The organism is Aliiglaciecola sp. 2_MG-2023 (assembly GCF_030548145.1).
GTDB classification, from domain to species: Bacteria; Pseudomonadota; Gammaproteobacteria; order Enterobacterales; family Alteromonadaceae; genus Aliiglaciecola; species Aliiglaciecola lipolytica_A.
Genome location: NZ_JAUORY010000022.1, coordinates 40,851 through 53,883 on the forward strand (window position 1 = coordinate 40,851; position 13,033 = coordinate 53,883).

General features: G+C 40.4%; 11 protein-coding genes. 6 read left to right on the forward strand and 5 right to left on the reverse strand.

The window, feature by feature from the left end:
• Positions 1–80: 80 nt before the first annotated feature.
• The 5 genes from xerD to Q4567_RS17975 are packed head-to-tail and all read right to left on the reverse strand — an operon-like array spanning position 81 to position 6,233.
• Positions 81–986, reverse strand: a complete 906-nt coding sequence (gene xerD, locus Q4567_RS17955) for a site-specific tyrosine recombinase XerD (RefSeq protein ID WP_303501381.1) — start codon at positions 984–986, stop codon at positions 81–83.
• 22 nt (positions 987–1,008) lie between these two features.
• Positions 1,009–3,699 carry a hypothetical protein gene (locus Q4567_RS17960; RefSeq protein WP_303501383.1) on the reverse strand — a complete coding sequence of 897 codons (2,691 nt, stop codon included), beginning with the start codon at positions 3,697–3,699 and terminating at the stop codon, positions 1,009–1,011.
• 1 nt (position 3,700) lies between these two features.
• A complete protein-coding gene (gene djlA / locus Q4567_RS17965) occupies positions 3,701–4,555 on the reverse strand; it encodes a co-chaperone DjlA (RefSeq protein WP_303501384.1) in 855 nt (284 codons plus the stop codon).
• Positions 4,556–4,557: 2 nt separating this feature from the next.
• Positions 4,558–5,235, reverse strand: coding sequence for an N-acetylmuramate alpha-1-phosphate uridylyltransferase MurU (murU, locus tag Q4567_RS17970; RefSeq protein WP_354667861.1), 678 nt, complete (start codon positions 5,233–5,235; stop codon positions 4,558–4,560).
• Positions 5,232–6,233 carry an aminoglycoside phosphotransferase family protein gene (locus Q4567_RS17975; protein WP_216047225.1) on the reverse strand — a complete coding sequence of 334 codons (1,002 nt, stop codon included), beginning with the start codon at positions 6,231–6,233 and terminating at the stop codon, positions 5,232–5,234. The genes murU and Q4567_RS17975 overlap by 4 nt, the downstream gene beginning before the upstream one ends.
• Before the next feature lie 177 nt (positions 6,234–6,410).
• Between Q4567_RS17975 and Q4567_RS17980 the strand changes: the two genes are divergently transcribed.
• The 6 genes from Q4567_RS17980 (at position 6,411) to Q4567_RS18005 (ending at position 13,002) form a co-directional block, all read left to right on the forward strand.
• On the forward strand, positions 6,411–8,633 hold the full coding sequence (locus Q4567_RS17980; protein ID WP_216047226.1) for an LPS-assembly protein LptD: 2,223 nt from the start codon (positions 6,411–6,413) through the stop codon (positions 8,631–8,633).
• 61 nt (positions 8,634–8,694) lie between these two features.
• A complete protein-coding gene (gene surA, locus Q4567_RS17985) occupies positions 8,695–9,996 on the forward strand; it encodes a peptidylprolyl isomerase SurA (RefSeq protein WP_216047227.1) in 1,302 nt (433 codons plus the stop codon).
• 1 nt (position 9,997) lies between these two features.
• Positions 9,998–10,978, forward strand: coding sequence for a 4-hydroxythreonine-4-phosphate dehydrogenase PdxA (gene pdxA / locus Q4567_RS17990; RefSeq protein ID WP_216047228.1), 981 nt, complete (start codon positions 9,998–10,000; stop codon positions 10,976–10,978).
• On the forward strand, positions 10,975–11,778 hold the full coding sequence (rsmA, locus tag Q4567_RS17995) for a 16S rRNA (adenine(1518)-N(6)/adenine(1519)-N(6))-dimethyltransferase RsmA (protein WP_216047229.1): 804 nt from the start codon (positions 10,975–10,977) through the stop codon (positions 11,776–11,778). Before pdxA ends, rsmA begins: the two co-directional genes overlap by 4 nt.
• A 6-nt stretch (positions 11,779–11,784) precedes the next feature.
• Positions 11,785–12,159: a Co2+/Mg2+ efflux protein ApaG gene (gene apaG, locus Q4567_RS18000; protein WP_216047230.1), complete on the forward strand. Its 375-nt coding sequence runs from the start codon at positions 11,785–11,787 to the stop codon at positions 12,157–12,159.
• Positions 12,160–12,186: 27 nt separating this feature from the next.
• Positions 12,187–13,002, forward strand: coding sequence for a symmetrical bis(5'-nucleosyl)-tetraphosphatase (locus tag Q4567_RS18005; RefSeq protein ID WP_303501389.1), 816 nt, complete (start codon positions 12,187–12,189; stop codon positions 13,000–13,002).
• Positions 13,003–13,033: the final 31 nt, after the last annotated feature.

A 13,033-nucleotide genomic window follows, 5' to 3' on the forward strand; every position in this document is an offset into this window, starting at 1 on the left:
CCTAAACCTACATAGGCATATATTTTCAGGTTTTCTAATAAAATCATGTTTCTGGAAAGCAAACATTACAAATTAACGAATTAGCCTCTAGGATGGTGCTCTTCCACCAGCATTTGCAATCTTTGTGTGGCCACATGTGTATAGATTTGGGTTGTCGATAAATCGCTGTGACCTAACAGCATTTGCACTACTCGTAAGTCAGCTCCATGATTGAGCAAGTGGGTAGCAAACGCATGGCGTAACGTATGCGGAGACAAATGGGTTTGAATACCAGCAACAAGGGCATAGTGTTTTATCCTGTGCCAAAAAGTTTGCCTTGTCATCATCACACCACGGTTACTTGGGAAGACAATATCCGATTCGGTTTTTAACAAGTTTCCACGCGCTAATTTTATAAATCTCAATAACCATTCAATCGCTTCTTCGCCAAGGGGCACTAATCGTTCTTTATTACCTTTACCAGTGACTCTTATTACCCCTTGTTGCAACCCCATTTGTTCCATTCGCAATGATACTAATTCGGATACACGCAGACCTGTGGCATACAAAACCTCCAACATGGCCTTATCTCTAAACTCAATTGGATTATCTATATTGGGCGCATTGAGTAAATCATCTACCTGCTCTTCACTCAGGGTTTTAGGCAGTGATTGCGGTAACTTAGGATTGCGCATTTGTGCAATAGGGTCATCGTCTCGTAATTTCGATTGCAACAGATAAATATTGAACATCCGCAAACTACTTAGAAAACGCGCGATACTGCGCTCAGACATGCCTAAATCGTATTGGTGGGCTAAGTATTGGTCTAAATCAGATTTGCTAAAGTGGCTAAGTTTAAAATCAGCTAAGTGTTTTTCAGCAAAAATAACGAACTTCAATAAGTCGGAACGATAGGCATTTAAGGTATGCTCACTGAGCCCTTTTTCTATCCAAATAGAATCAATAAAGGTCTCGACTAATGCTAAATGATCATCTTGTACTGCCAATTTACTGCTCCTTAAGCATCATTTAACGCAAATTCTTCAGCATCAATTTAGCTTCTTTTGAGCCTTGTTCTACCGCTTTTTTGAGCCATATTTTGGCCTTTTTAGGATCAGATTTAGTCCCAAGACCTTGTATATAAGCTTTGGCGGTTGCCACCATCCCTTCTACCGATCCCCATTTAGCACTTTGTTCATAATAAACCGTGGACAAAACGAGATCTTTTTTAAGACCTTTTTCGGTCTCATGCAATTGCGCTAATCCGAAAGCGGCATCGGGATTTTGCATCGCATAGGCAATAATGTAATAGGATTCTGATTTTTGTGGATCTGCAGCAACCACCTCGCCACTGGCGTATATATAACCGAGTTCAACAAGGGCATTTTGATTATTTTTTGCAGCGCTTTGTTCAAATAATTTTAGGCCTTTATCAATATTTTGTTCTCGGCCTTCGCCATAAAAATAACAATATCCAACATCATACAAAACATGCTCAACACCAAACTCAACCGCTTTTTCATAATAATCACAGGCTTGTTTGTAATCGGACTCCCCTAACTCCCCAAAATAGTAAATATCCGCTAAGTTCTCCGCGGCATAACCATTTCGTTGACTGACGGACTTTTGATACCACTCGACGGCGGCCTTAAGGTCTTTCTCTACACCATTTCCGTATCGCAACGACGTGGCGTAATTGTTCTGTCCGGTAGAATTGCCTCCGTTGGCTGAAAATTGGTAAAAACTCGCCGCTTTTTCATAATCCACCGCCACACTTTCGCCATGCTCATACATATAACCTAAATTTGCAGCGGCTCGAAAACTTCCGTGATTGACAGCTTGTACATAATACTCAATCGATTGAGATATGCTTTTTTCAACAAGCTCACCTTCACGATAAATAATACCCAATTCAAACATCGCGTCTTTGTCACCTAAACTCGCCGCTTGTTTAAAGCGATTAATTCCTTGCGCTATATCCTGGTAATGATCAATCTCAATAAATGCCAAACCATAGGCACAACTGGCCACTTCGTTAGCATTACTTTCAGGATCATCAATGACTTGCTTATAAAATTGGGTAGCTAAATCATAATTGCGGATTTCCACCTCATCGGCATACAGATCACCTAAGCGGCAACCGGCCAAGTGAAACCCCGCGTCCATCGATTTTTGAAAGTATTCAATTGCTTGTGACAAGTCTCTGCTAACCCCTCGTGCAAAGCGATATGCAAGAGCCACATTATAGAGTGCGTTGGGATCACCTTGCTCTGCTGCTTGTTGATACCAATAAAAAGCTTTATCTCGATCTTTAGCCAAACCAAAGTGAGAAAACGTATATAAAATCCCATAATCTAATTGTGCACTGGCATAACCTTGCTCGGCCAGTTGCGCGATAATGGCTAATCCAGCGTCGCTATCTTGCTGATTATTCCAACCACCTTTCAATAAAATATGTGCATAATCTAATTTTGCTCGAGGATATCTTTCACCTAAACGCTGAAGCAAATACGTTAGCTTTTGATTAACTAATGGGGTTATCAAACCAAAGGTGGTGTTATAACGATTGATAGCATTTCGCCAATAGCTAAAATACTCATCATTCAAATTATCTAATAATAAATCGAATAATGGACCGTTATTAGGTTGATTTAAAAAGCCGTCTAACCAAACATTAGTTGCCTCTTGGGCCCCTAAATTTTTGACATTATATCGATATAGCTGTGCCGCTTCGCTCACCTCAAAAGGGTCTTGGGTTGACAACATATACTGTCCAAAGACCGCGCTAGCATCAACAAATCCATTTTCAGAATAGGTGAGTAAGTCATCAATTCTAAATTCGAGTTCATCGGTGTTTTGGGTATGTAAGTAAGCGTAAGCTAACGCAACAGAGGCTACCGCGCCTAGATTGTCGGAACTTTCCAATGACTGAATAACCAACTCTGGGTGATCATTTCTAAGCCAATTGCCAAATTGCCAAAGAAAAGCCGCTACGCTTCCAGTCTGAAAACGGCTTTCCATTTGAATTTTAGCGAGCTGTTTGCTTTTTCCATTTTGCGGGATCAGAAGATTACGTTGGCGCGCGAAAAACTCAGTATTTTCTACGTAGTACACTGAGTATTTAGAATTTAGCGTATCCATTGTATGTACTTTGTATACGACTTGATTCGCTAGACGAACCATTTCCATATCGAATACGCTGATACCAACCCAATTAAAAATAATTTGAGCTTCGTAAAGGTCCCTAATTTTAATTGCTTGTTGCGGCGTTTCGCCGTTTCCGGATTGCAGTAAAAGACCTGAAATGAGGTCGATTTTGTGTTTAATTTGCTGGCTTTTCTCGTCATTTGAAGCCATATCTGCACAATGAAGCGCAACCCGATAAGCCATTAAACTGGTATTATTTAACGCCAAAGTATCGTCGATGATTTGCTGATGTGCTTGACTGCAAAAATCGGCTTCAGGCCAAGAATTCAAGCTCTCTAACAGGGTTGTGTAGGGTGTGACAACCGAATCAACATCAGCGATGAAAAACTGGTTTATTTGCTGCAACCAATATTTTGTATCCGCATCCATATTAGAAGTATCAAAATCCAAAACAATGGGCGGTTGAATATCTTGAGACTGTTCCTTTGTCGTAGTTGCACATCCTGTCAACCCTCCACCAATTAACAAGATGGAAGATAAAATACTCAACAAATATACCCTATTTTGTTTCATATCATTTGAACCCTTTGACTTGTTTAACCAAATCATATGCTGATTGAATATCTTGGGCCTTATTTTTTGCGATCTCAATAGCTTGTTTCGGTAAACCTTTGGAAACTAATTTATCCGGATGGTATTCGGTCATAAGTTTACGATAAGCCTTTTTGATAGTCTTGCCTTCATCACTTTCTTTCACCCCTAAAATCTTATACGCATCTTGAAGCGATTGCTGTTGCGAATAGTGAGGTTGTTGCGAGTGTGAGCGCCCGCGGTTGCCGTTGCCGCGTCCTTGACCGCTACGAAAGCGAATTTCCGCTTCGTACATGGAAAGTAAATACAGAAATTCATGCTCTTTGAATCCCAAATGACGAGCGGCCTTTTCCAACAAATGCTGCTCTTTTTTATCTAATTTTCCATCAACAAAAGCGGCTTGGATAAGAATTTCTAAAAACACCTGCAATACATCGCGTCTGCCATGGCAAGAAGCTTTAAATTCGCGCAACACTTCATCCACAGGGAAATCATTTGCTTTACCTTCACGAAAAGCTTGCTGCGCTTCTTTACGAGTATCGCCCTGCAGATTCATTTGGTCCATCAAAGCGGTTGCCATGCGTATTTCCGAATCAGTTACCTGACCGTCTGCTTTGGCTATGTGTCCCATCAGGGAAAACAAAGCATGAAAAAATATGGCTTGGGACTTCAGCTCATCTTGACTGGTAAAAAAGCGGCTGAACCCTCCCATTTGATTAAAATCGCGACTGTACCCCTTATCAAAAAAGTGACCTATTATAAATCCAATCACAGCTCCAATTGGGCCACGGAACATAAACCCAAACACAGTTCCTAATACTTTTCCCCAAATCGGCATTGTTAACCTTCCATCTTATTAATTTGTTCTAAACGTTGCGGAGTACCTATATCAAACCAAATGCCTGTATGGTGCTGACCAGTAAGTTGACCTTTTTCTGCTAAATCAAAAAGTAGTGGTGCCAATGGTGATTTTCGCCCATCAAGATTAGCGAACAAACCGACATCATAAACAGCTATTCCACTGAAGGTGAATTGATTTTGTGGCTGACGCACGACTTTGTGGTCAATTACATTAAAGTCGCCCTTTAGATTATGTGGGGGGTTATTAACTAAAACCAAATGCCCTTTGCTGCCATCTAACTCATTAGGTAGGCAACTAAACTCAAAATCTGAATAAATATCAGCATTTATAACGGTAAAGTAACGTTGCTGTTGTAAACACGACTTCAGCAGTGGCAAGGCATTGATAATTCCACCAGCGGTTTCTAGTGCGCTGGTTTCTGCTGAATAATGAATCTGCAGGTTGTAACGCTCACCATTACCCAAAAATGCGACTATTTGCTCTCCAAGCCAAGCATGATTTATCACCACATGTTGAAAACCAGCTAAGGCCAACTTTTCCAAATGCAATTCAATTAATGCTTTACCTTTTACAGTTAACAGTGGTTTAGGTGTGGTATCCGTGAGGGGGCGCATTCGCTCTCCCCGCCCGGCAGCCAAAATCATTGCTACTTTCACTTAGTCAACTCCAATAATTTGGGTTTAATGGTGTTTTCTATTAATCCAACCAAGTCTGCTAATGCTGGATAATTTGCCCCCACTTCAAGAATATAATCTAAGGTTCGTGGAATGTGTGACAGATAGCCATCTTTGCCATCACGATGAAAAAGCCGACAGAATATCCCGCTAGCCTTGAGGTGTCGCTGAATTCCAGTGAGATCAAACCAATAGGTAAAATCTTGCCATTGATATTGAGAATAAAATTGTTGGTGAAAGTGGCGCAGTAACAATTCAACCTGATCTGGTGGCCATTTTTGATAACAATCTCTCAATAACGAAACTGCATCATAAGTAATTGGGCCGATTACCGCATCTTGAAAATCAATGACACCAATATCGCCGTTGGCTAATAACATCAAGTTTCTACTATGAAAATCTCTGTGTACGCCTGCTTGTGGTTGAGATTTGAATGCTTGATGCAAAAATTCATAGGATTTATCGACGCTATCCATTTGGCTTTTTGTTAGCTTGATGTTTAAATGCACCTCAATTAGCCAATGGGTAAAGATGTATTTTTCTTTCCGCAACAATTCGTCGTCATAAAATGGTAAAGATTGTCCATTTGCAACGACACAAGACTGAATTGCAGGAATTTGATTAAGGGCATTGGTGTATAACACCTGCATGGTATCCGGATTTAATGCTTGACTGAATTGCTTATCACCAAAATCTTGTAAGCAATAAAAACCAAGTTCAGGATTATGCGCTAACACTTTTGGTACTATGACATGATGTTGAAAATAGGCATTGGCAAGATTAACAAATTTTGAACTGTCTTCGTATTCTGGCGGTGCATCTACGGCAATGATTGAGGTATGACTCAATTCATCCCAAAAGCGAAAATAGCGACGAAAACTTGCATCGCCAAAAATCATTTCTATTTTCTGACATCTAAACTCTGTGGAAGAATTTATCCATTGTAACAATGCCTTCTTGGTTTGCACTATTTGTGTCACGTTTTACCTCATATTTGTGGTATAAATATAGCCAATGCGAAAGCATAATAGATCAAAGGAAATCCATTGTGGTGTATTTTTTGGGAAGTTTATTGGTAAATCATGTTCAAGCACTTAAAATTTACACTTTTAATGTCGATTATCGACCTCTACATGGCAATTTAACTTAGACCCTGTATGCAAATTAACCAGATCACTTCTTTACTCCTGACCTGCGCTGTCGGGAGTGTTGCAGCTCAAGTTCAGCCAACCTCCTCCTGTGCAATTAGTACCGAGGATTTTGTTGCTGACCAAACTATTTCAGCCGATCAGATAAGAGTTAAGGCCAATCGTGCCCAAATCAACCAAAATCGCTACGCCACTTTCGAAGGCGATATCACCATTGATAATGAAAAAGCTCGAATTCTGGCCGACAACGCAACAATAGACAAAGACAAAACGGAATTGAAAGCCTCGGGGGATGTTAGCTACAACGATGATTTGATGGTAGTGCAAAGTCGCGACGTTAGATTGAATACCACCTCCGGTCAGTTATCAATGAATGATACTAAATACCACCTCCGCCAATTTGGTGGCAGAGGTTCTGCTGGTGTCATAGATATCGATCAGCAAGTGGGATTAGAATTAACTGACGTGAGTTATACCACCTGCCCTGAGGGTTCTGAGGACTGGAAAATAAATGCCAGCAGCATCAAAATTGAAGAGGATGCACTTTGGGGAGAAGCGGTAAACACAGTTTTTTACTTGAAAGATATTCCTGTTTTTTATTTACCCTATTTCGTTTTTCCAGTCTCAGATCAGCGTCAAACCGGATTGTTGTTTCCCGAAATCACTACTTCGAGCACCACAGGTTTAGATTATGAGCAACCGTTTTATTGGAATATTGCGGAAAATTACGATGCGACTTTGACTCCTCGCTTGATGACAGACTTAGGGTTGATGTTAAAAACTGAATTCAGGTACCTAACTGATAATAGCAACGGACAAATAAATATTGAATATTTGGACGATGACAAAAGCACAAGTGACAGTGACGCTAGATATTTTTATCGATTACTGAACTCCACCAGCATTGGCGATAATTGGAACCTAAATATTGATTACAACGCGTTGAGCGATGATAACTATATCGTCGACTTTGGTTCAGATTTTTACAATCGCGCAGATACTCACTTGTATCAAACAATGGCGTTAAACTACTACAGTGATAACTTAGATTTTTCCCTTAGTTTCAGAGATTTTGAAATAATAGGCGACCATCCGACAAATTATCGTGCAATGCCTGAATTGAAGTTAAACTATCAAACAGATATGTTTGCCGGCTTGGAATTTCGCATTGCTTCAGAATTAGCCTATTTTGAGAACCAACAATCTGACTTACCGCAAGCAACACGATTGCATTTTGCGCCCAGCCTGGCCTTACCGTTACGTGCTCATTGGGGCGAATTTTTAGCAGAAGCTACCTTGTTTAACACCTATTATCGCCAAGATAATATCGAAGGAACCGAGCTTGCAGAGCGCACTAACCGCTCATTAGCCCAAGGGCGTTTATTTGGTGCGTTACATTTCGAAAAAGATATTGAGTGGTTTGACAATGAATTGCGGCAAACATTAGAACCAAAAATTCAGTACTTGTATACTAGTTACGAAGACCAAAACCAAATAGGATTGTATGACACAACTCGCTTACTAAATGACTTTAATGGTTTGTTCCGTGGACAAGAATTTACAGGTCTCGACAGAATTAGTGACAACAATCAGGTTACGGTAGGTTTAACCACTAGAATTTTAGATGAAAATAGTCGGGAACAATTTGCCCTTAGTTTAGGTCAAATTTTCTATCTCAAAGATAACCGTGTTGTCGCGGCCAGCAAAGATGAAGATAAATCTGCGTTGGCATCTGAGTTGGATTGGCAAATTGGCAGTAAATGGTTTGCACATTCAGAAATACAGATTGCGACTAAAACTGATAAGGTAGAGCGCAGCAGTATTTCATTGGAATATCAATTAAGCGAAGATAAAATATTTCAATTGAATCACAGGTTTGTGCGTAATTTATCGGGCGAAAAAATTGATCAAATGGGGCTCACTGCGAGCTGGCCATTAGCAAAAAATTGGCATTGGGTCGGTAGATGGTATAAAGATTTAAACACTCAACGTACCATCGAAACATACACTGGTATTCAGTACGAGTCTTGTTGTTGGGCAATTAGCATTGTTGGACAAAGGTACTTAAGTAACCGATATGATGACAGTGGATTAGAAGATACACAGGAATTTGAGACCAGTGTTAATTTGAAATTTAGCTTTAAATTCACCGGTGGTGAAGCACGAACGAGTCGCCGAGATATGCTCGAAGATGGTCTTTTTGGTTATCGCCAATCTTACCTGATAAATTAATAACAGATATAATGTCCAAATTGAGGGCATTTTCACAACGTTTTGAGTAAAAGTAATAAACATGAAATTATTAGTCGTCGCTATAGCTTTAACCACACTTCTTACCTTTCAAAGTGTGGCACAACAGGTTTCGTTAGATAAAGTAGCCGTTATTGTCGATCAAGGTGTCATTTTAGAAAGTGAAATAGATGCATTGGTAGAACAAGTGAAACGCAATGCAGAAACCAATAATCAAACTTTACCGTCAGACCGTGCTCTGCGCACGCAAGCTATTGAAAAATTAGTCACTGATAACTTACAAACTCAAATGGCTGAAAAAATGGGGATACAAATCAGTGATCCTCAACTTGATCAAACCATTGCCGGCATTGCGTCAAATAACAATTTGTCGATGGAGCAGTTTAGAGCAGCTATTGCCAAAGATGGTATTCCTTTTGAAGTCTATCGTGAAGACATCCGCAAAGAGCTGATTACCCAAGAAGTTAGACGTGCAAATGTACGCAGAAGAGTTTATATCACACCACAAGAAATCGAAAACCTAGTCAAGTTAATTGATGAACAAGGCGCAGAACAGGCGGAATACAACTTAGGGCACATTTTGATTGGATTTCCTCCTCAGCCTACAGACGAAGACATTGCAAAAGCGAAATCAACCGCAGATAAAGTACTGGAGTTACTCAACAGTGGCTCTGACTTCACACGGATTGCGATAGCCTCTTCTTCTGGTTCAAAAGCACTAGAAGGCGGTGACTTAGGTTGGATGAACATCAACTCTATGCCAACACTTTTCGCTGAAGCGGTTCAAGATAAAGGCAAAGATGAAATCGTTGGGCCGATTCGAAGTGGTGCAGGGTTCCATATCTTAAAAGTAAAAGATTTACGTGGAATCGAAGTTGTCAAAGTACAAGAGGTCAACGCTAGACATATTCTAATCAAACCTTCAGTAATCTTAAGTGACGAAAAAGCGAAACAAAAATTAGAAGAGTATCGTAAACAAATCATCGCCGGTGATGCTACATTTGAAGAGCTTGCTAAAGAACATTCAGCAGATCCTGGCTCAGCGATTAAAGGCGGTGAACTAGGATGGAACGATCCAAATATATACGTTCCAGCATTTAGAGATGCTTTAGCTAATTTAGAAGCAGATGAAATTGGTCAACCTTTCCGCTCTTCACACGGCTGGCACTTAGTACAAATGATTGGTAAACGTGTTGACGATGCGACCGATAAACGTAAAGAAGACAAAGCTTATCAGCTTATCTTTAATCGTAAATTTTCTGAAGAAACGGATGCTTGGTTAAGGGAAATGCGCGACGCTGCTTACATAGAAGTGTTAGACCCTTCAAATGAATTAGGAAGTTAAATTGCCTTTCAAGATTGCGATCACGCCAGGTGAACCTGCCGGAGTAGGGCCAGATCTGATTATTCAGCTGGCTCAAAATAAATGGGATGCCCAATTAGTTGTTTTTGCTGACCGTACGATGTTAACCGAACGTGCGGCTATGCTTAACCTACCTTTGACTTTGCTCAACTACAAAAGCGATGTAGTCCAAGTGCAAGCACCTGGTCAACTGTACATCATCGATATCCCGACCAAATCTAAAGTCGTGGCGGGGCAATTGGACGCCAAAAATGGTTTATACGTTGTAGAAACATTGCGCCAAGCTTGTGCTAAAAATATGAACCAAGAGTTTGACGCGGTAGTAACAGGTCCAGTAAACAAAGGCATCATCAATGAGGCCGGTATTTCATTTAGTGGACATACAGAGTATTTTGCTAGTCAATCAAACACCCAAGACGTAGTTATGATGCTATCTACTGAGGGGCTGAGAGTAGTATTGGCTACCACTCATATCCCATTAGCCTATGTAGCAAAAGCAATCACTCGAGAAAGACTGCATAAAGTATTACACATTGTGCACACTGATATGAAGCTCAAGTTTGGGATACCCACTCCACATATTTTTGTTTGTGGATTAAATCCCCACGCTGGTGAAGATGGGCATCTAGGACGCGAAGAAATAGATATTATTATTCCAGCGTTAGATGAATTACGCGAACAAGGACTTAAAATCACCGGCCCATTGCCAGCAGATACAATGTTTCAAGAAAAGTACATGCAGCAAGCAGACGTTATTTTAACCATGTTTCATGACCAAGGCTTACCCGTATTGAAATACAAAGGGTTTGGCAAATCAGTTAACACCACCTTGGGTCTCCCCTTCATTCGCACATCTGTTGACCATGGCACTGCTTTAGATTTAGCTGGAACAGGTGAAGCAAACTCTGGAAGTTTTGAGTGTGCGATTAATGACGCGTTAAAATTGGCAGTAAAACGTATATGAGTAAACAACACTTAGGCCACACCGCCCGTAAGCGCTTTGGGCAAAACTTTCTACATGATGCTTACATTATTGATCAGATTGTTTCGGCAATTCATCCCCAAGAGGGAGAGAACTTAGTTGAAATAGGTCCTGGATTGGCGGCACTTACTGAACCTGTGTGTGAGCACATCAGCAAACTCAATGTAGTCGAACTAGACCGAGATTTGGCAAACCGACTCAGATCACATCCATTTATTTCGAAAAAATTGAATGTGATCGAGGCTGATGCACTTAAATTTGATTTCTCCGAATTATGTGATGAGCAAAATCCACTGCGTGTTTTTGGGAACTTGCCCTATAACATATCAACTCCTCTAATGTTTCATCTCTTCTCTTTTGCCAACAAAATCAAAGATATGCACTTTATGTTGCAAAAAGAAGTAGTGAATAGATTAGCGGCTAAGGCCGGTGAAAAAAACTATGGCAGATTGTCTGTTATGGCGCAATATCACTGCCAAGTTATTCCCGTTTTACATGTACCGCCTAGCGCTTTCAATCCTCCTCCGAAGGTCGATTCGGCTGTGGTACGACTGTTACCTCATACCCAAAAACCGGTTGAGGTCATCGAACAGAAAATGCTAAACCAAGTGTGCGCTCAAGCATTTAACCAGCGCAGAAAAACCATCCGTAATAGTTTAAAAAAATTAATTGAAGAAAAACAGCTTGAAGGCCTAGGTATCAATCCTGAGTTAAGAGCAGAAAACCTAAGTCTTGCAGACTTCGCAACCGTGGCCAACTTCCTTTCTCAACAAGAGTCTTAAAAAATAATGGATGCTAATGATATTTGCATTGATGTGCACACTCAATATCTTGAAGATAGATTTCCTGAAACCGAGGAAAAATATGCGTTTGCGTACAAAATAACGATCACTAATAACAGTAAAGATGAAGTTACCCTACTAAATCGCTACTGGTTAATTACTGATGGAAATGGGGATATATCGGAAGTTTCAGGCAAAGGTGTTGTCGGAGAACAACCGGTAATAAAACCAGGCGAACATTATCAATACACCAGCGGTGCTATTTTAGACACGCCAGTGGGCACTATGCAGGGGCACTACGAATTTAAAGATGCACAGAATGAATTGGTTAAAGTACCTATAGACGTATTTAGATTAGCTGATTCAAACGTTCTTAATTAATAGTCAAACAGGCTCTTCGCAAAACTTATGTCTAATTACGTAGTTGGTGATATTCAAGGTTGTTACTCTGGTCTTCGGCAACTGCTTGATAAAGTAAAGTTTGACCCTGCCAATGACAAACTTTGGGCGGTAGGCGATCTTGTTGCTAGAGGACCCGACTCTCTTGACACCTTAATGTTTCTCAACTCTCTTGGTGAAGCATTCGATACGGTTTTAGGCAATCACGACTTACATTTCCTTGCGATTTTAGGACAATTAAAAGTAGCTAAGCGGAGTGACTTTTTAGGTCCCCTACTACGCTCTGACAAAGCACAGGAACTCGCTAACTGGTTAAGAACAAAACCATTGGCCTTGCGCATCAATAAAGAGACATTAATAAGTCATGCCGGTTTATATCCTGAGTGGTCTTTTAAAAAAGCCGTAGAGTTAAGTGATGAGGTTTCTGCTGTTCTCGCCGGTCCTGACTACTTACATATGCTAGCATCTATGTATGGCGCTGAACCAAATCGTTGGAATGAGCAATTATTGGGCATGGATAGACTAAGGTTTATCATCAATGCTTTTACTCGTATGCGCTATCTTAAAAAACTTAACACCTTAGAATTTGAAACTAAGTGCGCGCCTAACAAATTCAACACATCATTAAAACCTTGGTTTGCAGTAAATAATCAAAAACTCAAAAAAAGTCAGCGTGTTATTTTTGGACATTGGGCAACGTTAATGGGACAAACCCAATCGAAACAATTTATCGGTTTAGACACAGGCTTCGTATGGGGAAACACCATGACATTATATTGTCTGGAGAGCGAACAAAGAATTAGTGTTCAAAATACAAATCGTTAACTCTGCCGACTCATGCACAAATTTCCTTTCT

What these genes read in the sequence shown, in the direction of transcription:
- Q4567_RS17960 (WP_303501383.1), bottom strand. Translation starts at nt 3,699, where the DNA reads ATGAAACAAAATAGGGTATATTTGTTGAGTATTTTATCTTCCATCTTG.
- djlA (WP_303501384.1), bottom strand. Translation starts at nt 4,555, where the DNA reads ATGCCGATTTGGGGAAAAGTATTAGGAACTGTGTTTGGGTTTATGTTC.
- Q4567_RS17980 (WP_216047226.1), top strand. Translation starts at nt 6,411, where the DNA reads ATGCAAATTAACCAGATCACTTCTTTACTCCTGACCTGCGCTGTCGGG.
- surA (WP_216047227.1), top strand. Translation starts at nt 8,695, where the DNA reads ATGAAATTATTAGTCGTCGCTATAGCTTTAACCACACTTCTTACCTTT.
- rsmA (WP_216047229.1), top strand. Translation starts at nt 10,975, where the DNA reads ATGAGTAAACAACACTTAGGCCACACCGCCCGTAAGCGCTTTGGGCAA.
- apaG (WP_216047230.1), top strand. Translation starts at nt 11,785, where the DNA reads ATGGATGCTAATGATATTTGCATTGATGTGCACACTCAATATCTTGAA.
- Q4567_RS18005 (WP_303501389.1), top strand. Translation starts at nt 12,187, where the DNA reads ATGTCTAATTACGTAGTTGGTGATATTCAAGGTTGTTACTCTGGTCTT.